This window comes from Prosthecobacter sp. Pr1 (genome assembly GCF_057652315.1).
The window spans coordinates 206,692-229,162 of the sequence record NZ_JBYFBS010000009.1 but is presented as its reverse complement, the minus strand read 5'-3'; the positions used below and the strand labels follow the sequence as shown (position 1 = coordinate 229,162).

The 22,471-nt window shown below is 59.6% G+C and carries 24 protein-coding genes and 2 pseudogenes; 7 read left to right on the top strand and 19 right to left on the bottom strand.

Annotated features, from left to right (window positions below; translation table 11 throughout):
* Positions 1 to 96: 96 nt before the first annotated feature.
* The 8 genes from AC24GY_RS16530 to AC24GY_RS16495 form a co-directional block, all read right to left on the bottom strand.
* Positions 97 to 1,173, bottom strand: a complete 1,077-nt coding sequence (locus tag AC24GY_RS16530; protein WP_487685260.1) for a fatty acid desaturase — start codon at positions 1,171 to 1,173, stop codon at positions 97 to 99.
* 33 nt (positions 1,174 to 1,206) lie between these two features.
* The gene (locus AC24GY_RS16525; protein WP_487685257.1) at positions 1,207 to 2,292 is read right to left on the bottom strand and encodes a sensor histidine kinase; all 1,086 of its coding nucleotides are present in this window, start codon (positions 2,290 to 2,292) and stop codon (positions 1,207 to 1,209) included.
* Between the two features lie 7 nt (positions 2,293 to 2,299).
* On the bottom strand, positions 2,300 to 2,746 hold the full coding sequence (locus AC24GY_RS16520) for a response regulator (RefSeq protein ID WP_422316053.1): 447 nt from the start codon (positions 2,744 to 2,746) through the stop codon (positions 2,300 to 2,302).
* A 2-nt stretch (positions 2,747 to 2,748) separates the two neighbouring features.
* Positions 2,749 to 4,008 carry an ATP-binding protein gene (locus tag AC24GY_RS16515; RefSeq protein WP_487685253.1) on the bottom strand — a complete coding sequence of 420 codons (1,260 nt, stop codon included), beginning with the start codon at positions 4,006 to 4,008 and terminating at the stop codon, positions 2,749 to 2,751.
* Positions 4,009 to 4,075: 67 nt separating this feature from the next.
* Positions 4,076 to 4,612, bottom strand: coding sequence for a flavin reductase family protein (locus tag AC24GY_RS16510; RefSeq protein ID WP_487685250.1), 537 nt, complete (start codon positions 4,610 to 4,612; stop codon positions 4,076 to 4,078).
* A 7-nt stretch (positions 4,613 to 4,619) separates the two neighbouring features.
* Entirely contained in the window at positions 4,620 to 5,036 is a 417-nt protein-coding gene (locus tag AC24GY_RS16505; RefSeq protein ID WP_422316058.1) for a c-type cytochrome domain-containing protein, read from the bottom strand.
* 22 nt (positions 5,037 to 5,058) lie between these two features.
* Positions 5,059 to 5,343 carry a hypothetical protein gene (locus AC24GY_RS16500; RefSeq protein ID WP_422316060.1) on the bottom strand — a complete coding sequence of 95 codons (285 nt, stop codon included), beginning with the start codon at positions 5,341 to 5,343 and terminating at the stop codon, positions 5,059 to 5,061.
* 113 nt (positions 5,344 to 5,456) lie between these two features.
* Positions 5,457 to 6,380: a universal stress protein gene (locus AC24GY_RS16495; protein ID WP_487685246.1), complete on the bottom strand. Its 924-nt coding sequence runs from the start codon at positions 6,378 to 6,380 to the stop codon at positions 5,457 to 5,459.
* A 223-nt stretch (positions 6,381 to 6,603) separates the two neighbouring features.
* Between AC24GY_RS16495 and AC24GY_RS16490 the strand changes: the two genes are divergently transcribed.
* The 6 genes and pseudogenes from AC24GY_RS16490 (at position 6,604) to thrS (ending at position 11,498) form a co-directional block, all read left to right on the top strand.
* Positions 6,604 to 7,230 carry a hypothetical protein gene (locus AC24GY_RS16490; protein WP_487685243.1) on the top strand — a complete coding sequence of 209 codons (627 nt, stop codon included), beginning with the start codon at positions 6,604 to 6,606 and terminating at the stop codon, positions 7,228 to 7,230.
* Between the two features lie 68 nt (positions 7,231 to 7,298).
* Positions 7,299 to 7,508, top strand: a complete 210-nt coding sequence (locus AC24GY_RS16485) for a hypothetical protein (RefSeq protein ID WP_487685240.1) — start codon at positions 7,299 to 7,301, stop codon at positions 7,506 to 7,508.
* Between the two features lie 22 nt (positions 7,509 to 7,530).
* Positions 7,531 to 7,638: pseudogene (locus tag AC24GY_RS16480) on the top strand (alcohol dehydrogenase); the annotation flags it as partial.
* Positions 7,639 to 7,711: 73 nt separating this feature from the next.
* Positions 7,712 to 8,554, top strand: a complete 843-nt coding sequence (locus tag AC24GY_RS16475) for a transglutaminase-like domain-containing protein (RefSeq protein WP_487685237.1) — start codon at positions 7,712 to 7,714, stop codon at positions 8,552 to 8,554.
* Positions 8,551 to 9,423: a transglutaminase family protein gene (locus tag AC24GY_RS16470; RefSeq protein ID WP_487685234.1), complete on the top strand. Its 873-nt coding sequence runs from the start codon at positions 8,551 to 8,553 to the stop codon at positions 9,421 to 9,423. The genes AC24GY_RS16475 and AC24GY_RS16470 overlap by 4 nt, the downstream gene beginning before the upstream one ends.
* A gap of 113 nt (positions 9,424 to 9,536) precedes the next feature.
* Positions 9,537 to 11,498, top strand: coding sequence for a threonine--tRNA ligase (gene thrS / locus AC24GY_RS16465; protein ID WP_294401065.1), 1,962 nt, complete (start codon positions 9,537 to 9,539; stop codon positions 11,496 to 11,498).
* A 93-nt stretch (positions 11,499 to 11,591) separates the two neighbouring features.
* Here thrS and AC24GY_RS16460 read toward each other — a convergent pair whose 3' ends face one another.
* The 8 genes and pseudogenes from AC24GY_RS16460 to AC24GY_RS16425 all read right to left on the bottom strand — a co-directional run bounded on the left by AC24GY_RS16460 (position 11,592) and on the right by AC24GY_RS16425 (position 18,454).
* Positions 11,592 to 12,197: a DUF4276 family protein gene (locus tag AC24GY_RS16460; RefSeq protein WP_487685231.1), complete on the bottom strand. Its 606-nt coding sequence runs from the start codon at positions 12,195 to 12,197 to the stop codon at positions 11,592 to 11,594.
* Positions 12,194 to 13,108, bottom strand: a complete 915-nt coding sequence (locus AC24GY_RS16455) for an AAA family ATPase (protein WP_487685293.1) — start codon at positions 13,106 to 13,108, stop codon at positions 12,194 to 12,196. Before AC24GY_RS16455 ends, AC24GY_RS16460 begins: the two co-directional genes overlap by 4 nt.
* A gap of 96 nt (positions 13,109 to 13,204) precedes the next feature.
* Positions 13,205 to 13,312, bottom strand: a pseudogene (locus AC24GY_RS16450) (AAA family ATPase); the annotation flags it as partial.
* Positions 13,313 to 13,516: 204 nt separating this feature from the next.
* Positions 13,517 to 14,368 (bottom strand): MYG1 family protein, encoded by an 852-nt coding sequence (locus AC24GY_RS16445; RefSeq protein WP_487685228.1) that lies wholly within the window; start codon positions 14,366 to 14,368, stop codon positions 13,517 to 13,519.
* A 96-nt stretch (positions 14,369 to 14,464) separates the two neighbouring features.
* The gene (locus AC24GY_RS16440; protein WP_487685225.1) at positions 14,465 to 15,019 is read right to left on the bottom strand and encodes a hypothetical protein; all 555 of its coding nucleotides are present in this window, start codon (positions 15,017 to 15,019) and stop codon (positions 14,465 to 14,467) included.
* Between the two features lie 116 nt (positions 15,020 to 15,135).
* Positions 15,136 to 16,344, bottom strand: coding sequence for a saccharopine dehydrogenase family protein (locus AC24GY_RS16435; RefSeq protein ID WP_487685222.1), 1,209 nt, complete (start codon positions 16,342 to 16,344; stop codon positions 15,136 to 15,138).
* Between the two features lie 149 nt (positions 16,345 to 16,493).
* The gene (locus tag AC24GY_RS16430) at positions 16,494 to 17,429 is read right to left on the bottom strand and encodes an SPFH domain-containing protein (protein ID WP_487685219.1); all 936 of its coding nucleotides are present in this window, start codon (positions 17,427 to 17,429) and stop codon (positions 16,494 to 16,496) included.
* A gap of 38 nt (positions 17,430 to 17,467) precedes the next feature.
* Positions 17,468 to 18,454, bottom strand: a complete 987-nt coding sequence (locus tag AC24GY_RS16425; RefSeq protein WP_487685216.1) for an SPFH domain-containing protein — start codon at positions 18,452 to 18,454, stop codon at positions 17,468 to 17,470.
* 188 nt (positions 18,455 to 18,642) lie between these two features.
* On the opposite strand from AC24GY_RS16425, the gene AC24GY_RS16420 reads away from it, so the two are divergent.
* Positions 18,643 to 19,182, top strand: a complete 540-nt coding sequence (locus tag AC24GY_RS16420) for a hypothetical protein (RefSeq protein WP_487685213.1) — start codon at positions 18,643 to 18,645, stop codon at positions 19,180 to 19,182.
* Positions 19,183 to 19,587: 405 nt separating this feature from the next.
* On the opposite strand, the gene atpC is transcribed toward AC24GY_RS16420, so the two are convergent.
* The 3 genes from atpC to atpG form a co-directional block, all read right to left on the bottom strand.
* Positions 19,588 to 20,004: an ATP synthase F1 subunit epsilon gene (atpC, locus tag AC24GY_RS16415; protein WP_422320032.1), complete on the bottom strand. Its 417-nt coding sequence runs from the start codon at positions 20,002 to 20,004 to the stop codon at positions 19,588 to 19,590.
* Positions 20,005 to 20,075: 71 nt separating this feature from the next.
* Positions 20,076 to 21,533 carry a F0F1 ATP synthase subunit beta gene (gene atpD, locus AC24GY_RS16410; protein WP_422320033.1) on the bottom strand — a complete coding sequence of 486 codons (1,458 nt, stop codon included), beginning with the start codon at positions 21,531 to 21,533 and terminating at the stop codon, positions 20,076 to 20,078.
* Between the two features lie 39 nt (positions 21,534 to 21,572).
* On the bottom strand, positions 21,573 to 22,451 hold the full coding sequence (gene atpG, locus AC24GY_RS16405) for an ATP synthase F1 subunit gamma (protein ID WP_422320034.1): 879 nt from the start codon (positions 22,449 to 22,451) through the stop codon (positions 21,573 to 21,575).
* Between the last annotated feature and the right edge of the window lie 20 nt (positions 22,452 to 22,471).

The following is a 22,471-nucleotide window of genomic DNA, read 5'->3' as shown; positions in this document are numbered from 1 at the left end:
ATCCTGCCACAGGGCTGGCCTGCAGGCTCAGCCGCCGCTGTCATCTTGATGCCCAATTTTAACCATCCTGAGGGGCACCAGAAAGACGGTGGGCGCTTATGAGCGAGGAGCGTGGCCCGAGGCGGCGGCGCGTTCTTTGCGCACCTTTCTCATGTGGCGGTAGCCGACCAGCCTGCCGAGCTTTTCATCCCACAGACGGAGTGACAGGGACTTCAGGCTGGAGAAGAGGGTGATGGGCTTGACCTCATGGAACATGGGGTCGGCTTTGTGGCAGCGCTCCAGATTGTAGTTGGGGATGCGGGGGCTGAGGTGGTGGATGTGGTGGAAGCCGATGTTGCCGGAGAACCACTGGAGCACTTTGGGGAGCTTGTAGAAGGAGCTGCCCTGAAGGGCGGCTGCGGTGTAATCCCAGTTTTCATCGCGCTCCCAGTACACGTCTTCAAACTGGTGCTGCACATAGAACATCCAGATGCCGATGCCGCCGCCGACCATCTCGATGGTCATGTGAATCAGGAGGTAAGGGATGATCCCGAACGCCCAGCTCAGCAGCACGGCGATGCTGAGAACGGCCAGATTCATCCAATGCACGGATGCGCGCTCGCGCGGGCTGGCCGTGGAGGATGGAAAGCGCTGTGAGATGACGAAGAGGTAAAGAGGCGCGATGCCAAAGAGTACGAAGGGATTGCGAGCGAGGCGGTAGGCAAAGCGCTTCCAACGTGAGGCCTTGAGGTATTCCTCCACGGTCATGGTCCATACGTCGCCGGTGCCGCGCCGGTCCAGCGCGCCTGCCGTGGCATGGTGGATGGAGTGCTCCCAGCGCCAGTGGTAGTAGGGGGTGAGCGTCAGTACGCCGGTGATGAATCCAACGATATCATTGGCCAGGCGTGACTTGAAGAACGAACCGTGCCCGCAGTCATGAAAGATGATGAAAATGCGGATGAGAAACAGGCCCGCCAGCGCCGCGAGGGCAAAGGTGAGCCAGTAGGAGTAGGAGAGGCTGAGGTACATCAAGTACCAGAGTGCCGCATAGGGGACGAGGGTGTCGACCAGCTGCCAGATGGCGCGCCCGAGGGAGGGCTGCTGATATTTCAGAACAATCGCCTTCCAGGCGGCTGTGTCGCGCCTGGGGATCCGGCTTTCTTGAGTCGGCACCGGTTGGAGGGTGGTGCTCATAAAAATACCCTACCACACCTGCGGCACAATGCACTACGGGTCTTGCGAATTCGTTGCCCCGTTTTGTTCCCTGGGCAGGCTGCAGGTGACGCGGGTGCCGCCGCCGCGCTGCTTCTCAATGGTGAGTCTGGCGCCGATCATGCCGGCACGGTAATGCATGATGCGCAGGCCCATGCCCTGCCGCTGCGGATCGGGCGTGCCGATGCCAATGCCATCATCTTTGATGGTGAGAGTGAGGGTTTCCAAATCTGAGGAGAGCCCGATGAGCACATGCTTGGCATGACCATGCTTGACGCCATTGCTCACGGATTCCTGGGCGATGCGATAGAGGTGGGTGGCCGCCGTGTTGTCATTCATCTGAACCGAGCCGGAGCATTCAAACTGGCAGTCGATATGGAACAAGCTGGTCATGCGTGCGGCAAGGTCATGCAAGGCGGACATGAGGCCGTCTGGCTCTGCGGCCACGGGGTGGAGTCCGCGGGCCAGGCTGCGGGTCATGGCCACAGTCTTTTTCAGGATCTCGGTGATCTTGGCGGCCTCGGGCACTTCGGGCGCGGCACGGCTGGCGAGGCTGCGGCTGAGCATGGTGGCCATGATGCTGAGGCCGGCGAGCTGCTGGCCGAGATCATCATGCAGATCCCGCCCGATGCGCTGCTGCTCCAGCTCGCTTATCTGCAGGATTTCCTGCTCCAGCCGGTGGCGGTCGGCCTCGGCGGCGGCAAGGCGCTGCTCCTTGTCCAACTGCGAGAGCGCACGGCGGACCACGGTGGGGACGAACTCGATGAAATTCACGTCCTTGACGAGGTAGTCGAGTGCGCCACGCTTCATCATGTCCACGGCCACGCGCTCGTCCCCCTGACCGGTGATGATGATGAAGGGCACGGAGCGGCCCATGGTCACCATGGACTCAATGAGCGCGGGGCCTTCCATGTCCGGCAGTTTGAGGTCGAGGAGCAGCAGCTCTGCGCGGTGGTGTTTCAACCACTCCGTGGCCTCCAGGCCTGAACCGACTGCGGTGGTCTGATAACCCTCCCGCTGCAGTGCGCGGCCGATCAGGCGGGTCAGCCCCGGATCATCATCCACCACAAGGATCGTGACTGGCGGCGGAGTGGCGGACATGACGGAGTCAGGGCTGGCCATTGATCTCAGGCACCTGCACGAGGGAGACGAACATGCCGAGCTGCTTGATGGCCTCGGCAAACTTATCGTAGTCCACAGGTTTGACGATGTAGCTGTTGCAGCCGAGGAGGTGGCAGCGCTCGATCTCGCGCGGATCATCCGTGGTGGTGAGCATGATCACGGGCAGCTTGCGCAGGGAGGGGTCTTCCTTGATCTGGCGCAGGGCTTCGACGCCATCCACCTTGGGCATGCGGATGTCCAGCATCAGCAGATACGCGGTGTCACTTTTGCGGTGCGGTCCGGGACCGCGGCGAAAGAGAAAGTCGAGCACATCCTGGCCGTTTTCAAAAAACTGAACAGGATTGTGCAGGCCCACGCGGCCCAGATTTTTTTGAATCAACCGTGCGTGGCCGGCGTCATCTTCGGCGATGATAATGACTACCTCTTCTGTCATGATCAACGCTTAGACTTGGTGGGCAAGGCTGGCAAGCTGACAAAAAAGATGCTGCCATGATCCGGGCTGGACTCGACCCAGATTTTTCCATCCAGGCGCTCCAGAATGCGCTGGGCGATGGTGAGGCCGAGACCTTCTCCCTGGCTGTGCGAGGGGTTCAGCCGGTGAAAAATTTCGAATGCCTTCTGCTGGTGAGCGGGGGCGATGCCGATGCCGTTGTCCTTGACCTCGTAGGTCACGTGGGTGCCCTCCGTCCGGCCGCTGATGCTGATGAGTCCGGGGCGCGTGGGATCGAGGTACTTGATGGCGTTGTCGAGGAGGTTGGAGAAGACCTGGTTGATCTGCGTGGCGTCACCGAGGCAGTCGGGAAGAGGGCTGATATCCAGCCGGGCACCGGCCTGCTGGAGCTGAAACTCCATGGAGTGGGCGATCTGCTGGATCATCTCCTGCATGGACAAGGGCTCGACCGTGAGGGCCGCACGGCCCAGACGCGAGAAGCGCAGCAGGCCTTTGAGCAGGGAGTCGATTTTGGAGACGCCGGCCTGGATGAAGCCCAGGGATTCAGGGATGTCTTCCTCGATGGCCGGCCGCAGATCGGCCTTGGGCACGGTGGTGTCTGGTGTGGCGGCGAGGGTTTTGTGCAGGGCTTCGCAGGTGCGTGCAAGCTCGCGGCTGAAGCCCTGAATGTTCACCAAGGGGGAGCGCAGATCGTGCGATGCCACGTAGACGATGGCCTCCAGCTCCTTGTTCTTTTCGGCGAGGGTCTGGGCGAGTTCGGCGAGCTTTTCTTCATCGCGCTTGCGCTGGGTGATGTCGGTGCGGATGGCGATGTACTGCTGGGGCTTGCCGGCGGCGTCCACGAAGGGGAAGATCGTGGTGTGCACCCAGTAGATGCTGCCGTCCTTGGCGCGGTTGCGGATCTCCCCTTTCCATGTTTTGCCATGGCCGATGGTGCTCCAGAGGTCGTGGAAGAACTCCTTGGAATGATGACCGGAATTGATGATGCGGTGGTCCTGGCCTAGGAGCTCGCTGCGGCTGTATTTGGAGATCTCGCAGAACTTGTCATTCACATAGGTGATGATGCCGCGTGCGTCTGTGGTGGCGACGATGGAGTGGGCGTCCAGCGCCGCCTTGAGGTCGATCAACTCCTTGACCAGAATGTGCTGCCCGTCGGGCGGTTTGGCCCCGGGCAGGTGGTCTGCCTCGAGGAGTTTGAGCCGTTCAATGAGCTCAGCTTTGGTCATGCCGGAGTAGTCAGTCATTCGTGCTTAATTGTGGCGAGGTTCCATGCCAAAGCACAATGAAAAAAACGAGCAGGTGCAGATCCTGTTACTTCATCTTCGATTTCAGTTTGATCGTTTCACCGGCCACCATGAAGCTGCCGTAGCCGCGGTGATGGAGGGTGCGGGGATTTTTCACGGCGGGATCCATCCATGCCTGAACGACTTCGAGAACGAATAGCGAGTATTGGGACACCATCCGCGTGTCCACCACCCGGCACTCCAGGCTGGCATGGCACTCGGCGATGAGTGGTGCGCCGACCTTTTTGGCGGGCATCGGCGTGAGGTTGAAGCGTTTGAATTTGTCGATCTTGGCACCCGAGGTATTGCCGCAGCCCACCACCTTTTCTGCCAGCTCCAGGGTGGGGATGTTGATGACGCATTCCTTGCTGGCTTTGAGCAGGCTGAAGGAATGGTTGCGGTCACTCATGACGATGGCCACCAGCGGGGGCTCAAACTCAAGCATCATGTGCCATGACAGCGTCATGACGTCGCGGCAGTCCTTGTGGGCTGTCGTCACGAGGACAACCGGGCCGGGCTCCAGCAGGCCGTAAACCTTGGACAAAGGGCAGGATCTGCGGGCCATGGCTTGATCAGCTGTGTTTTTTCTTCCATTCCTGCGGCGGCACCAGACGCGTGTTCTCCGGCCAGGTGGCGCCTTGTTGAATCCAGTCATGCAGAAGCTGCGCGCCTTCCTGCTCCATGCCTTCCGGTGTGGGTGGCATGGCCACGGGGCTTTCGTGCCCCAGCAGCAGCACTTTGTAGAGAAGGCTCTGGTGCGGCGAGCCGGGGATGATCACCGCACCGCTGCGGCCGCCCTTCATGGCCAGTTTTTTCGTCTCCAGATTCAGCCCTGCGCAGACGTAGTGGTGCTGGTGGCACTCCAGGCAGCGTGTTTCGAGCAGAGGTTTCACTTCGGTCACAAAGTCCACCTGATGAGGGGGCTCCATCTGCATGCAGGAGGCGAATCCCAGCAGTGCCGTCATGGCGGAGAAGAACTTGAGTTTCATGGGGGCGGAGCGTGGCAGTGAATCAGGCGGCGAAGCCGAAGCGATGCTTCACCTGCACCGAGTCCAGATCGAGAGACCTGCCCAGCAGGCGCGAGGCCAGGCGCTCTGCGGCCACGCGCAGCATGCGGTCTGCCTGCCCCGCTTCGAGTTCGGCACCCTCATGCTTGATCGCACTGATGCGTGCGCCGACGATGAGCAGGTTCATGAGGAAGTCCTCTGCTTCAACGGGATCGTCCGTGCGGTGGGTGTCCACGCGGTGGTTGTGCTGGGGATGGATGACGTATTCGATTTCAAATTTGGCAATCATGGTGGTGGGGTGGTTGGTTGGTTGAAGATGACACGCGGCATGACGGCCTGCTCAGCCTGAGGTGGCGTGTTTGGTTCCGTTCTTGTGCAGTCAAGGAGCGGGGACAAAACGGCTCAGGCTGCGACGGGCGGCCTGACCACGAGCACCGAGCATGGCAGCCGGGTGAGCAAACGCTCCGCCGTGGATCCCATGAGGACGTAGCGCAGATTGGTGCGGCCTTTGCCGCCGAGGATGATCAAGTCGGCCTTTGCCTCCTCGGCATGGGCCACGATGCCGTTGCCGTAGTTCAATGATTCCAGCAGCACTTCTCTGGACTGGATGCCTTCGGCGGCCTCCTTGACGAACTCGTGCAGCTCCCGGCGCAGGCCCTCGATGAGCGTCTGCCGCTCCGCAGGCGTGAATACCACGGTGGGGTGGCCTATGCCGATCAATGCATCTGCTGAACCGCCATAGGGTGAAGAGATCAGCGGCTCCTGCCACACATGCAGGAAATCCACGCTGGCCGAGTCTTTGATGGCGATACGGCGCGCCGCAGCCACCACTTCTTTGGCGGTGTCTGAGAAGTCAATGCAGGCCACGACCTTCTTAAAGGCATGCGGGTGAGTGGAGCGCACCAGCAGCACGCGGGACGGAGACTTGCGGGCGAGTCTGCCGGAGACGGATCCCGCTCCTGCGAGTGTCTGGCCGGTGCCTGCGATCCCGGCCACAAGCAGGTCCGCCTTCAAGCTGCGCACGTGCTCAAGGATTTCATGCAGCGGGGTGCCCATGGCAATGGTGACCTCGGCATCGGCGGGCACCTCAGACTGTGCCAGCCAGGCATGGAGCGCGGTCCGGGCACCCTCAGTCGCCGTGGTGGCCTGGCTTTCATAGGCGGATTCACGGCTGGCGGCCAGGGTGGCCACGGCTGAGGAATCCACGACATGCAGCACGTGGAGTTTGGCACTCTGCAGCCGGGCAATCCGGGAAGCCTGTTCAAGCGCGGCGCGAGATCCGGTGGAGAAATCAACGGCAACGAGGATGGTGTTGAGCGTGTTCATGGTGTGGATGGGATGAATTCGTCACTCATTTAAACGTAATCCCGCAGGCTGATAAAAGGGCTCTTCGTGTCATATCATTGCGAATCCTGTGCGGATATTGATCCTAAGCTTTAGCTCCCAGGCGCACCCATGGAGGCATGGAAGACAACCCGCGCTGCATGATAAGAATCGCCATGAGCCGCTTCGGGCCTCAGCTTCGGTCGATGATTTAAATCTTCAGCTTATGAACGAAAAACTCGACACCCTGTTGGAAAAGATGCACGCGCTGGAAAAGGAAATTCTGCGCGAGCTGCAGAAGAAGGAGCTGGAGTTCTTCTACGAGGTGCGCCAGGGCAAGGTGCGCTTCACCGAGGAAGCACACGCACGGCACAAGCTGCTGGTGAAGAGATTTGCCAGCTACATCCGTGACTCGCGTTTCATGATCCTGCTCACCACGCCGGTGATCTGGGCGTGCTTCATCCCCATCGCACTGCTGGATGTGGCCATGATCGTGTACCAGGCCATCTGCTTTCCTGTCTACGGCATTCCGAAGGTGAAGCGCAGCGACTACATCCGGCTGGACCGGCGGCATCTGGCCTACCTGAACTGGGCGGAGAAATTCAACTGCGAGTACTGCGGCTATGCCAACGGCGTGCTGGCCTGCGCCACGGAGATCGCCGCGCGCACGGAGCAGTACTGGTGCCCCATCAAGCATGCGCTGCGCATGAAATCCATGCACAGCCGCTACCGGCACTTCTTCGACTACGGCGACGCCGAGCATTACCGGCAGCAGATTGAAACGGTGCGGCGTTCGTTTGAGGACGTTGAGAAGAATGACGCACCCGCAGCGAAGCCTCCCGTCAGCGCATGATCCGCCCGGCAATGACCAAACCACGAGCAGCCGCAGATGCGTGCCCATGACAAGATCACATCACCGCCATGAAAACGAAAACCACAGCCACGAACGCCACCCCTGAAACCCCAGCGAAGCCTCTTCCACGCAAGCTGGGGGCCAACCACAGCGAGACCGCCAGCCGGCCCCGCAAGCATGACAACAACTTCAAGCAGTCCAAAGACCTGCGTGAGGACCGAGGGGTTCGCCAGTTGAAAGCGAGTCCGAAATCCCAGTCCGCGCGTGGTGGGCGCTGAATGACTTTCGGCCTGCCGCTGCAGTGATCGCGAAAGCCTGTGCGATGAGGCCAAGTTCACCGGCTCTACCCTCGACGGCGGCTATGCCGAGCATACGGTGGCGGATGCGCGTTCCTGTTTCCCGCCGCCCTGCGCTGAGAGTGATCTGAGATACCGGCGATTGGTCCGTTGCTTGTTTCTTCTTCAGGGCGATGCTCCCAGACATGGCTTTTCAAATCAACACTGAACTTCAATATGACGTGCTGATGAGAAGCACGATGCTGCTGAGCATCCATGCGCTTGCCACGCAGAATCAAAAGCTGCGGCTGGAAGCCTTCTCTGTGACGCCTGGTGTGGTGTGGGAAGAACTGCCGGCAGGTGCGAGCGGGAACCGCTACATCCGATTGGAAACAGGCGATGCCACAAAGCTGGAGGTGAGCTACGCGGTGGTGGCCGAGACGCGGCACAAGTTGGTCGATCATGAAGAGATTCAGGGCATCCCGATCTCGGAGATCCATCGTTCGGCCATTTCGTATCTGTTCCCGAGCCGCTACTGCCAGTCTGACCGGATGGGACGGCTGGCGATGAAGATGTTTGGCAGCATCGAGCATCCCTATCATCAGACGGTGGCCATCGCGGACTGGATCTTTGAAAACATCGACTACCTCAGCGGCACGACGAATGAGGAGACCTCCGCCTATGACACGGTGACGCAGCGCGCGGGTGTGTGCCGTGATTTTGCCCACCTCGGAATCGCTTTCTGCCGGGCGCTTTCTATTCCGGCCCGTTATTTTGCGGGATATGCCTGCGGCATGCAGCCGCCAGATTTTCACGCCTGTTTTGAGGCCTGCATCGGAAACCGGTGGTTCATTTTTGATCCCACGCAACGGGCTGCGCTCAACGGGTTGGTCCGCATCGCCACCGGGCGCGATGCTGCAGACGCCGCCGTGGCCACGATTTTTGGCCAGATGCAGATGACCGGCATGTCGGTGTCCTGTGTGTCGGATGAATTTCAACCGCTCAGCGCCGCCGATCTGGCGGGCAGGGCCGTACTGATCGAGCCATGAGCGACAGCCATCTGCTGAGGATCATTCACCGCACGCACTACCAATATGCGGAGCCGGTGACCTTCGACATGCATCGTCTGGTGATCCGCCCGCGAGAGGGGCACGACTTGCGGGTGGAGCAGCTGAGTCTCTCCATCACGCCCGCGGCGGATGTGACGTGGGCATGGGATGTTTTCGGGAACTCAATCGCCTATGCGCATTTTCGTGAGCCGGGCAAGGAGTTGAAATTTGATGTGGATGTGGTGGTGAGGCGCTTTTTTTCGCCGGACACACCACCCCAAAAGCCGCACAGCCCGAATCCCTATCCGCTGGAGTATGATCTGCTGGAGCAGGCCATCCTGAAGGGGTATATGACACCGGTCTTCGCCGAGGAAACGGCCACCATGCAGGTTTGGATCGACACACTGCCCAACCCCAGGGAGTTTCCAAGTGCCGAGGCTTTCGTGCTGCAAGCGGCGGAAGCCATCCACCAAAAAATTCGCTACATGCGCCGCGAGCAGAAGGGGGTGCAGACGCCGGGAACCACCTTGTCTCTGGGCAGCGGATCGTGCCGCGACGTGGCGACGCTGATGATGGAAACGCTGCGGCATCTGGGCATCGCCGCGCGCTTTGCCAGCGGATATCTGGACTGCCAGGCGACGCGTGCGGCACGTGGCTCGACCCATGCGTGGGCCGAGGTGTATTTTCCCCAGCTTGGCTGGCGTGGCTTTGACCCGACGACGGGAAAACGGTGCGAGCACCGGCACATCGTCACCGGGACGAGTCACCACCCGCGCGGCGTGATGCCGGTGACGGGACGGTATTTCGGGCCGTCAGGTGCGTTCCTGAGCATGGACGTCGGTGTGGAGTTTTCGACGCCGGAGCTGTAGGGCCTCATTTGATGGGGGGCTGGAGGCGGAGAATGCCCTCGGCTGCTTTCCCTGTCGTTATCATCTTGAATCTCGTCGCGTCCTGCGGCATGGACACGGCCCCACTTACAACCATGTCCGAAGCCCGCAAGACCCTCGAAGAACGCGCTCAGATGTCTGACATCGATCGCCTGCGCCACTCCTGTGCCCACGTGATGGCCACCGCCATCCTGCGCCTGTGGCCGAACGCCCAGTTTGCCTACGGCCCGCCGGTGGAAAACGGCTTCTACTACGACTTTGATCTGCCGGATCACCGCATCACGCCGGATGACTTCGAGAAGATCGAGGCGGAGATGAAGAAGATCTCGAAGGAGAACCAGAAATTTGAATGGAAGGGCGTCAGCCGTGACGAGGCCATCGCGCTGGCGAAATCGGGCCGTCTGGGTGGTCTGACGGAGCGTCCGGGGAATCCGAGCACGTTCAAACTGGACCTGCTGGAAAAGATTCCTGAAGGCGAGCAGATCTCCACCTTCCAGAACGGGGACTTCATTGACCTCTGTGCAGGTCCGCACGTGGGCTACAGCGGCAAGTGCAAGCACGTCAAAATTATGTCCGTGGCGAGCGCTTTCTACATGGGCGACGACACGAAGCCGCAGCTGCAGCGCTTGTATGGCACGGCTTTCCCGACGAGCGAAGAACTCGCGAAGCATCTGGAACAGCTCGAAGAGGCGAAGAAGCGTGACCACCGCAAGCTGGGCAAGGAATTGAAGCTCTTCCACATCGACGAAGAAGTGGGGCAGGGGCTCATCCTTTGGACGCCGAATGGCGCGATCCTGCGTCAGGAACTGCAGAACTTCATCAGCGAAGAGCTGCGCAAGCAGGGCTACAGCCAGGTCTTCACGCCGCACATCGGCAAGGTGGGTCTCTACAAGACCAGCGGACATTTCCCGTATTACAAGGACAGCCAGTTCGCGCCCGTCATTGAAAACGATGACCTCGCGAAGGTGATCAAGGAAGGCTGCGGCTGCTGTGAAGTCATGGAGCGCCTCGGTGCTGTGTCTGCGCGCATGCGCCAGCAGCTCAATGAGCGTGCCGGCAAGGAAGTCATCACGGAAGACCGTGTGCTGCCAGATGACAAGCTGCTCGACGGTTTCCTGCTGAAGCCGATGAACTGCCCGCATCACATCAAGATTTACGACAGCCAGCCGCGCAGTTATCGCGACCTGCCGGTGCGCCTTGCCGAGTTCGGCACGGTGTATCGCTGGGAGCAGAGCGGTGAGTTGAACGGCATGACGCGTGTGCGTGGTTTCACGCAGGATGACGCGCATCTGTTCTGCACCGAAGACCAGGTGGCCAAGGAAGTGCTCGGCTGCCTCAGTCTGGTGAAGATCGTGCTGAATACGCTGGGCATGCATGACTATCGCGTGCGTGTGGGTCTGCGTGATCCGGACAGCAGCAAGTTCACGGGCAATCCGGAGCAGTGGGACAAGGCCGAAGCCGCCTGCCGCGAAGCCGCTGCCACGCTGGGCGTGCCTTTTACGGAGGAGCCCGGCGAAGCTGCGTTCTACGGACCGAAGATCGATTTCGTGATCAAAGACGTCATTGGCCGCGAATGGCAGCTGGGCACCGTGCAGGTGGACTACGTCCTGCCTGTGCGCTTTGACCTGACTTACAACGGCGCTGACAACCGTCCTCATCGCCCGGTGATGATCCATCGTGCGCCGTTCGGCAGCATGGAGCGTTTCTGCGGCGTGCTCATCGAGCACTTCGCCGGTCATTTCCCGACTTGGCTTGCGCCTGAGCAGGTGCGCATTTTGACCATCAGCGAGAAGGTGGACGCCTTTGCGGATGAGATCTATGCGCAGCTTAAGGATGCTGGTCTGCGTGTCTCATTGAACAATGATGCGGATAAGATTGGGGCGAAGATTCGTTTGGCCCAGCTTGATCGGATTCCTTACATGCTCGTTCTTGGCGAGAAGGAAGCGGCTGCGCAGTGCGTCGCCGTCCGTCACAGCAAGAAGGGCGATCTTGGCGTGAAGCCGATCGCTGAGTTCCTTGCGGAGATTGCGGCGGAGGTGAAGGAGCGGAGGCTGTAGGGCGGGAGGCAAATGGTCCAGGAGTGGTCAACGGGGTCAAGGCGCGATGCTTGACCACCTTGACCCTGCTTGACGGCTTTGGCCTCATCTGGCTCAAATACCACGCAAGCGCTCCAAGAGCGCCTGGGCCGCAGGGCAGGCTTTTTCGACCTCAGCCGGTTCGATGCATTGCAAGACCTCAAACGACACGCTGCCCTTCGAATACTTGCGTGCGCCGCATGCAGCCGTGGCTTGATCCAATGCACGAAAGACTTTCGTCTTTTCCACGGCTTCAAGCTGGGGCCACTTGGGCAGAGACGGATCTCGCCAGCAGCCGTGAAAGAATTGCTTCAGTGACGTTCGGTCTGCCAAGAACCAGGTCTCCATGCAGGTGATCATCAAGAATGCATCGTGATTGCCTGCGCCCGCAGGCTTGCTCCAGCCATCGCGCACTTTCAGGTGTTTCCACGCACTGGGGCCGGTGGTCACCAGATCTTCGCTGTCCACCAGCAGCAGCGGCAGTTCATCCTGCCTGCGGTTTTTCACGGCGGTGCAGTAGGCATCAAAAGTTTGTGCGCGACCACCGCCACGAAACGTCGCGGGCATCTTGCGCAAGGTCCTTAGGCCCGCTTTCTCGAAGAACGCCGCCCAGGCCGCACGAAACTCCGTGTCTTGCAAATGGGAGTCGCCGCCCCCTTCGATGTAGAGTTTGACCTTCACCAGCGGTTGCCCCCCAGTTCGCCTTTGCTCCACAGATCGCCCAGAGAGTATTTTTCCAGCCAGTCCTTCAATCGTTTGGCATCCAGCCGTTCAAAGACCGATTCGCCATCGTGCTTCTCGCAGACAATAACTGATTCGGGATCATCGCCCAGGGTATCGATAAGCATGCGCGAGTGAGTGGTGACGACCAGTTGCGTGCGTTCAGAAGCTTCTTTGAGCAGCCGTGCCACCTGGGGAATCACATCGGGGTGCAGACCTATTTCCGGTTCTTCGATGGCGATGAGTGGCGGCGGGCTGGAATCCAGCAAGATGATCAGCAGAGACAGGTAGCGCAGGGTTCCGTCTGAAAGACGGCTCGCGGGGATCTCCACTTCATTCGCTTCTTCGAGATAAAGTTGCAGGCTTCCACCGGCAACTGGGCGAACATGAATGTCTTGGATGTCGGCATAGAGCACCTGCATGGCCTTGATCACTTGCTTCTTCACTTTCCCGCTCATAGCCGCCGCCACCACGGCGAGGTTTTGACCGGAGCGGCCCAGTGCATCGCTGCGGTCATCTGTTTTTCCCGGCTTCCGCAGAGAGGCGTGCGGCCCAAAGCTCCAGTCCCTATACATCTGGATTTTGGAATAGTTGTCCTGAAGGTATTGCAGAATCTTGTAGCGGCCAGGGTCGCGCACCTGCGCCAGAATCGAGGCTTTTGGATTGATCTCATCGACCTCGAGTTTGCGAGCGCGTTTTCCTGGGCCTGATGAAAGCAATCCACCAAAGGGCGTCATGATATAAACTGGCTCTGGCTCTGCCTTTCCGGGTTTTGTTATTGTGATTTGCTCGGACCCCATGCTGAGCGATTGGCCCACAGCATCGAAGGACAGCTCATGCTGGTAAAACTCGTTTTTCTTGGTGGCGGTCATGGTGCAGGAGATTTCAGCACGCATGGGTTCACCATCCCCCTTTGCTCCTTCCTTCCAAAGCCATTCCGAGATGCCGCCGTCTTCAAGGATGGGGCCCGCGATGGAATGCAGCGGGGAAGGTGCTTCGCGAAAGAGGTTGATCACTTCCAGCAGGTTGCTCTTCCCTGATCCGTTCGGGCCGATCAACACATTCAGCTTCCTCATGGGCAGGTCGATCCCCTTGAGCCCGAAAGACAGCAGGCCAGAGACTTTGAGACGGTGGATCAGCATGAGATGAGACTAAACGCTCGCAAAGGAAATGGCAAGGGGACCGAAACCAAGGCCGAGGAGTCAAGAAATTGTCAAGAGTGTCAAGGCTCGACACTTGACCACCTTGACAACACCTGCCCCTGCTTGACGGCTTGGCCACTACACTTTTGCCAATCCCAACAATTCCTTCACTCTCCCAATCTCAGCTGCTGACGTCTTCGCCACAAAGCCACGGGCGTGGGCGAAGTGGACGTCGGGTTGTTTTTCGATGCGGGTGAAGTCGTAGAGAGGGTTGTCGTTGTGGCGGGAGAGGCCGTAGCCGTAGCCGCGGCGGTCGGGGTAGATGAGGGCGGCGACGGTGGTGGCTTTGCCGATGGTGGCGAGGTAACGATCTATGCCGGCGGAGGGCTCGTCGGGCATGGGATCGGTGCGGGGGAGGAAGAGGATTTCGTGCTCGTCCACGGTCCAGATTTGCGCCTGCTGGGCGATGTAGTCGAGGCGGGTGCGGAGTTCGCGCAGGTACTCGAGGAGATCGGCACCGATGTAGCTGAGGATTTCCCAGAGGGGCTCGCCGGGCTCCAGGCGCTTGGCTTTGGCGAAGCGACGCAGCACGGTGATGTCGATGGGGGAGTTGAGCTTGTTCATGGTGTTGCGGTCCACACCAAGCCACTTGGCGGTGACGTTGGGGCCGCGGGTGTCGAACCATTCGGCGGGCTCCAGCCAGTCGCAGAACTGGCGGGCGTCTTCATAGACGCCGAGATGCTGCAGCACGAGGCTCAGGGCGCAGACGGGAGGATGGTCGGCAGGGAATTGATGGTGGTCGAAGTTGTTGCGCTCCGGGGCATGCTCGCCGCCGACATCGACGACGGCAATCGTGGGATCGGCGAGATCCTCCGGGGTGGGTTCGCGGCGCACGATGGGCACGCGGTGCACGGCGGCGAGGAGGCTGCAGGCGAGGAGTTCGTCTTTATGGGAGCCGCCGGGGTGGGTGAGGATGAGGGTCAGAGACATGGGGGAGTGGAGCGGAGCGCAAGCCGTCAAGAGGTCAAGGAATAGTCCAAACAGCACGGTGCGCAGTCTGGCCCAGTTTGACTGCTTCAACTCCGTCTATCGCTGTGTTGCGGCGCGTTGAATCACCGGCTTTACATAACCTTCGATCTTGTAGCTCCTGCGGGTCTCTTTGCCCTTGAGGGTGGTGATCTCTTCAAACTCCACCGTCAGCCAGCCGAGCAAACGGGTGCCGGGTTTGAGCTGATCGCTTTTCATGCGAAACGCTTTCTTGGTGATGCGCCACTGAAGCTTTTCGCCTGGAATGGTCATGGGGTAGGTGGCTTCGAAGGCGCAGGTGATCTGCTTCTTTTCGTCGAGCTTGACCGTCAACATGCTTGCATAGGCGGGCATGCCACCGGTGATGACCAGATCCACTCCTTGTCCGCGTAGGGTCGCATCACAGAAGGACATGAGGTGCTCTCCTTGGTGGGTGGAGATGCAGCTGGCGGTGTGCTCGATCTTGCTGACTGTTTTGCGGTTTGCCGGGCCTCCGGCAATGGTGTCTTCCAAGTGGCCGTCATCATGCTCGATGATGTGCCAGGGATAGGACGCTTGCTTGGATCTGAAAAAATCAGAATCGAGGCTGGTATCGATCACGGCAGAGACACTCAAGACATCGGCACAGCGATCCTCAGTAGTCTGTGCTTTCCCAACCATCCAGAACCCGACGCAGCAGGTGAAGCACGCTGCTGCGAATCGGGTTCTCATATGAGCGGGGTGGGAGTGGATTACTCTCCTGGCAGAGGCTCCGTGGGCCACGTCTCCAGCCATGGCAGGCCGTAGGCGTTCAGGTCAGCCATGAAGGGATCTGGATTGAGCTGCTCGATGTTCCAGACGCCGGGCTGGCGGTACTCGGCGGGATTGGTGAGGAGCTGACGCGCGGCGATCATGGCGGGCACACCCGTGGTGTAGCTGACGCCCTGGGAGTTGGTTTCAACGTAGCACTCCTGATGGTCGCAGATGTTGTACACGTAGTAGCGCAGCGGCTTGCCGTTTTTGTCGAGGCCTTCGATCCAGTTGCCGATGCAGGTCTTGCCCTTCGTATCTGCACCGAGGGTGCCGGGTTCGGGGAGAAGGGTCTTGAGGAATTCGATGGGGATGATATCCACGCCCTTGTGCTTCACGGGATGGATGCCGGTCATGCCCACGTTCACCAGCACTTCCATGTGCTTGATGTAGGCGTCGCCAAAGGTCATCCAGAAACGTGCGCGGCGGATGTCGAAGTGTTTGGTGAGCGACTCCAGCTCCTCGTGGTAGAGGCAGTAGATGTTCTTCGCGCCGATGCCGGCGGGGAAGGGGAAGCTGCGTTTGATTTCGAGGGGCTTGGTTTCCACCCACTTGCCATCCTGCCAGTAGCGGCCGTTGGCGGTGACTTCGCGCAGGTTGATCTCAGGATTGAAGTTCGTGGCGAAAGCCTTGCCGTGGTCGCCGGCGTTGCAGTCGAGGATGTCGAGTGTGTCGATCTTCGAGAAGTGGTGCTTCATCGCGTAGGCGGTGTACACATTCGTCACGCCCGGGTCAAAGCCGCAGCCGAGCAGGGCGGTGAGGCCCGCTTTCTTGAACTTGTCCTGGTAGGCCCACTGCCAGTGGTACTCAAACTTGGCCACGTCACGCGGCTCGTAGTTGGCGGTGTCGATGTAATGCACGCCGGCTTCGAGGCAGGCGTCCATGATGGTGAGATCCTGATAGGGCAGCGCGACATTGATGACGACTTCGGGCTTGTAGCTTTTCAGCAGCTTGACCAGCTCCGGCACGTTGTCCGCATCCACGGCGGCGGTTTGAATCGGGCGCTTCAGTTCTGCGGCGATGCTGTCGCACTTGGACTTGGTGCGGCTGGCCAGCATGATCTCGCCGAATACATCGGGAAGCTGGGCGCATTTATGAACGACAACGCGGCCAACGCCGCCGGCTCCGATGATGAGGACTCTGTGAGACATGAAGGAAAGAAATGACGAATGACGAAATTATAGAATGACGAATGCCAGATTGGCGGGAGAGCGAGTGTAGCAGACGGAGGGGGAATGCAAGCGACGGAAATGGCGGGAGGAAAGGTCCCGATAAGCCAATTAGCGTGTGACCAGACTTATCACGCCTTGACCGGCGGCGGACCACCGTTTCCTCGCGCAGGCTGTGCAGCGAGCAAATCGGTGAGCAGACCACTGGATGATGCGGGCATGAGGGTGACGGTGGCTTTGCCGTTGATGATTTTTTGGGCTTCGAGGACATCGAAGACGGCCTGGGCGACGTCGGGGTCATTGGAGATGTCGCGGAGGGCGTTGCCGACGATTTCTGGGCGGACGGCTGCGGCTTTGGCGAGCTCGATGGCGGCGGTTTTTTCGGCGGTGCTGGTGATGACGCTGACCTGATTGACGCCGTCCTGCTTGATGGCGGAGGTGACCTGACGGAGACGGTTGACGACCTTGCTTTCGATCTGCTTGATCATCATGGCATCGCGGAAGTGGACCTTGCGGATGTAGACGCTGCCGAGTTTGTAGCCCCATTCATGGGACTTGGGCGTGACTTCGTTGCGCACGGTGTCGCTCATGACGTGACGGTTCACGAGCATCTTGGCGAGCGGCAGATTGCTGAGGCAGCGCACGGTGGAGTTGCTGACGTTGGCGGAGAGAGAGCCGCGTGGATCGGTGTTTTTGAAGAGGAAGGAGACGGGGTCGCTGACAAACATCTCATACCAGATGCCGATGCCCATGGGGGCGCCTTCTTCGGAATTGACCGGCTGGCTGCGCAGGTACATCTGGTCCAATCGCAGATCGACGATGTGGCATTTGCCGAGCCAGTTGACCAGGAATGCAGCGGGGCCGAGTTTCGCGGGCAGGAAGTGCAGGCCGGGTTCGTCGAGGGTGCCGACGACCTTGCCAAAGAGCAGGTACACCTGGCTGCGGCGCTCCTGCACGACGGCATAGAGTCCGATGATGCGACCGATGGTGAGGATGAGCGGCACTGCGATGCTGCAGCCGATGAAGGTGACTGCGGCGGCGAGAAGGAAATGGGAGAAAGCGTCCATGGAAGTGTGTTGTTGGTTCCTGGTTCTTTGTGCTGGGTTTAATCTCTGCGGGTTTCGACGAAGACCTGGCTGGCCTTGTCGAAGAGGGCGAGGCGGACATTGCGCACGTAGGAGCGCAGGGCGGCGGTGCCACGGGTTTTCAAATCGAGGAGCTGGGAGGCGAGGCACTTGAGGGGCTCGACTTCGGCCTGGGCTTTGAGCGTTTCGATTTCGACGGCACGCTGGGACTGCACGATTTTTTGATCGGCGCTGGCCTGGGCGAGGCTGATGTCTGAGGAAACCTGATTGTAGGCGGTGTTGATGGCGGCGAGCGCGGACTCGACTTCATGCGGCGGGTCGATGCCGGTGATCAGGGAGGCGTCCAACACGATGCCGTAACGAGCGGAGGAGCTCTGGCATTCGTGGTCCATGTGCTCGTTGAGATCGCGCATGTTTTTGCGGATGTCGTTGATCGAGATGCCGATGGTGGAGGCGGCGGAGTGCTCCGGATCGGCAGCGGGATCAGGCGGTGCCTCAAAGGTGGCGATGCGCTCGCGCAGGACGCTGACGAAGTAGCCCATGACGTGGGCGTAGGCGTTCTTCACGCCGAAGACGAAGGCGTAGAGATTGCGCTCCGAAACGCGGAAGCGGATCTGGCCATTGAGCCCGACGTTGAGCTGATCCTTGGTGACGGCATCAAGAATGCTGCCGGAGTTGTTGGCGGTGGGATCATCGGGATCCCAGGCCATGTTCACGGTGCTGGTGGCGATGTCGACCTTGTACACCTTTTCCCAGGGCCATTTGAAATAGGGGCCGCCCGGCTGGATGACGCGCACCTGTGGGTAGTCGTAGCGCAATTTCTGATCAGCGGTGAGATGCTCGGCGACGGGGTCATTGATCGTGCGGAGATTGCCGACGCGTTGAGCACGGCCGAAGCTGGTTTTTACCGCGCGTTCGTTTTGGTTCACCGTATAAAATCCGGCAATCAGGTAACGCATCAGGAACCAGACGAGGAATCCAACAAAACAGCCAAAGGCAGTGGACATAGGTAGGAGAGGTTGCTGGCCGGAGACTCCGGGGAAAAGCCGCATATGCCAACTACAAAGGTGCGGTCGCGTTGGAATTCACCTCCTCAAGAATTTGGGGGCTGGAGCTGATGAGCGGCTCGGGGCAGGCAACTGGCCACTTTGCCGCTTGACCCGGGCGGGGTACGAGGCAACTGCGGGGACCTACCATGAAGAAAATTTCCCTGTTCATCCTGCTCACGAGCGCCCTGTCATTGATGAGCTGCGCCACGGCCTCCAAGCCCCAACGCCAGCCTGTGGCGGGTGGTGAGATGGTCTCCTTTCCCAGCCAGCACATCTCGTTCTTTTTGCCAGACGGCTGGAAGGTGATGCCTAAAACGAAGGGGGAGGGGCGGCTGCTGGGCGCGGCGCATGATAACGGCGACCAACCCGGGGGCATCGTGTTTGCTCTGATCACGGCGCCTGATACCAGCCACAAGGGAGTCAAAGACCCTTATTTCATCAAGGATTACCAGCGCGCCTGGAGTGCGAAGGGCTTCACGAAGTTCAGCAAGCCGCAACTGGTGACGGTAGGCGGACGTGAAGCGATGCGCTGCGAAGCGCGCAAGCCGGAGACCAATCAATCCTTCTTGAACTACACGTTCATTGATAAAGGCCGGATGGTCGGTCTGCTGTTTGCCTATTATGGCATGCCGATCTCGCGTGGTCCTGCGGTGCAGCGGATTGTGGATTCGTTCTCGATACGCTGAAGCGAGAATGGGAGCAGGTCGGGACTTGGCAAGTCCCGCTCCTTGGGGGGGCGCGGCGCGCTGATAGATGTGTGCGAATTGCGGCAAGGAAGGTGGGCGCATAACACGCCGGAACCGGCTAAAGCCGGGACTACAAAACATGGTCTGTGTCCTTCCTACGCTGAAGCGAGAATGGGAGCAGGCCGGGACTTGGCAAGTCCCGCTCCTTGGGGGGAGCTAGATGTGTGCGAATTGCGGCAAGGAAGGTGGGCGCATAACACGCCGGAACCGGCTAAAGCCGGGACTACAAAACATGGTCTGCGGCCTTCGTTCCTCGCCGAGCAAGCGCAGTCCAAAAAAAGACCATGAGATGGAAGTCTCATGGTCTGCTGTGCTCCGGGGTGGAGCGAATCTAGGTGCTCCAACTCAAATGGTCTTGCGCTTGCGCTTGATGTTGAGGTGGATGGTGGCGCGCTGGATGGCTGCCATGGCGGCGGCGACTTCTTCCTGATGTTCGCCTGGCTTGAGGTTTTCGAGGGCCATTTTCGCGCGGGCGATGGCTTCCTCAGCGGCTTTTTCGTCGATCTTGTCGGCGTCCACAGCGGCATCGGTGAGGATGCGGGTGACGGAACCGGTGACTTCGACCAAGCCTTCGCCGACGGCGAGTTCGATGGTTTTGCCACCCTTGGTGATGCGCAGCTCTCCGGGGACCAGGGTGGTCACGAGATTGCTGTGCGCAGGCAGGACGCCCATTTCACCCTCATACCCCGGAAGCACGACGGTATCGACCTCATCGGAGTAGATGCGGGCTTCAGGGGTGACGATTTCCAGTTTAAGAGGCATGAGATGGAGAAATGACGAATGACGAAATCAGAATGACGAATGAATACGCCGTTGGTTGGCAGCGCAGTGGATTAGTCCTTCTTAACGGAGTCGATGCCGCCCTTCATGTAGAAGTTGGCTTCAGGGACGCTGTCGTGCTTGCCGTCGAGAATTTCGGCGAAACCCTTGATGGTGTCGGCGACCTTGACGTATTCGCCTTTGGTGCCGGTGAAGATTTCAGCGACGTGGAAGGGCTGGGAAAGGAAGCGCTGGAGCTTACGAGCACGGAAGACGGTGAGTTTGTCTTCTTCGCTGAGTTCGTCCATGCCGAGAATGGCGATGATGTCCTGAAGGTCTTTGTAGCGCTGAAGGACGCGCTGCACGCCACGGGCCACGCGGTAATGCTCTTCGCCGACGATTTCAGGCGCGAGGGCCTTGGACACGGAGGCGAGAGGATCCACAGCAGGGTAGATGCCCAGCTCGGCGAGGGAACGCTCAAGCACGACGGTGGAGTCAAGATGGGCGAAGGTGTTGGCCGGGGCAGGGTCGGTCAAGTCATCCGCAGGGACGTAAACGGCCTGGAAGGACGTGATGGAACCGGTCTTGGTGGAGGTGATTCGTTCCTGCATCATGCCCATTTCTGCGGCAAGAGTCGGCTGGTAACCCACGGCGGAAGGCGTACGTCCAAGGAGAGCGGACACTTCGGAACCGGCCTGGGAGAAACGGAAGACGTTGTCCACGAAGAAGAGCACGTCCTGATTCTTTTCATCGCGGAAGTACTCGGCCATGGAGAGGGCGGAGAGGGCGACGCGGAGACGGGCACCTGGAGGCTCGTTCATCTGGCCATACACAAGGGCCACCTTGGATCCGGGCTCGCTGATGTAACCGCCCTGGTCGTTCTTCACGATGTCGTGGCCGTTCTTCTTCACCTTGATAACGTCGGACTCGATCATTTCATGGTAAAGGTCGTTCCCTTCACGGGTACGCTCACCCACACCGGCGAACACGGAGTAACCACCGTGGCCTTTGGCGATGTTGTTGATGAGCTCCATGATGACGACGGTCTTGCCGACGCCAGCACCACCGAAGGCGCCGACTTTACCACCCTTGGTGAAAGGGCAGATGAGGTCGATGACCTTGATGCCGGTTTCGAGGATCTGAGCGGAAGGATTCTGATCAACGAGAGCAGGAGCGGCGCGGTGAATGGCGTAGCGCTTCTGGGTCACAGGAGCGGCCTGGTCATCGCAAGCGTCACCAGTGACGTTGAAGATACGACCCAGGACTTCTTCACCCACAGGAACGGTGATCGGGCCGCCGGTGTCGAGGACGTCCATGCCGCGCTTGAGGCCTTCCGTGGAAATCATGGCGATGGAGCGGACCCAGCCGTCACCCATGTGGCTCTGAACTTCGCAAGTGAGGCGGACCTGCTTGCCAGCCTGGTTGAAGTTGATTTCGAGGGCGTTGTAGATGCCGGGCAGCTTGCCAGTGGCGGAGAAATCCACGTCCACCACGGGACCGATGACTTGAACGATTTTGCCGATGTTGCTCATAAAAGAAGGGAAAAGTGAAAAGGGAGAAGTGAAGGGGGCTTATTCAAGAGCCATCTTGGCGGTGGTGATTTCGAGGAGTTCGTTGGTGATCGCGGCCTGACGGAGCTTGTTGTACTCAAGGCTGAGGTCCTTGATCATCTGCTTGGCGTTGTCGGTGGCGTTCTTCATGGCCACCATTCGGCTGGAGTGCTCGGAGGCGCGGGATTCGAGCACCATCTGATAAACGGTGTCGTTCACGTACTGAGGCAGGACGGTTTCAAAGACGACCTGAGCGCTGGGTTCAAATTTGTACTCCAGAGAATCCGCAGCAGTCGGGGTGATTTCGTGGCCAAAGTCACGTTTGCCACCCAGAGTCACCGGATTCACGGGCAGCAGCTGCTCGACCGATGGAAGGACGGTGACGGTGTTGATGAAGTTGTTGAAGATCACGAGCACCTTCTTGTATTCGCCAGTGCGATACTTTTCCTGGATGAAGCGGCTGACGGCGCGCACTTCAGCGAACTTGGCAGGGTCCTTGATCGGGAAATCAGCGACCAGAGTGCGGCGCAGACGATTGATGGCCTGCACGGCTTTGCGGCCGATGGTGACGTATTCGACTTCACCTTCGATCTGCGAGGTGATGAGCTTCTTGAACAGGTTGGTGTTCAAGGCGCCGCAGAGACCTTTGTCGGATGCGATGAGGAGGACGAGGGTCTTGTCTCCCTTGCCTTCGGCGAAGAAGGGGTGGATGCCTTCTTCGGCGTGCGCCTTCAGGTTCACGAGAACCTTGTTGAGCATTTCGGCGTAGGCACGGCCATGGCTGGCCTGGTCCTGCGCTTTTTTCATCTTCGCAGCCGCGACGAGCTGCATGGCCTTGGTGATCTGGGCCGTGTTTTTGACCGATTTGATTCGGCGTCGGATGTCGCGGGTGGAGGGCATGTGAGCGGGGAGCTAGGAGC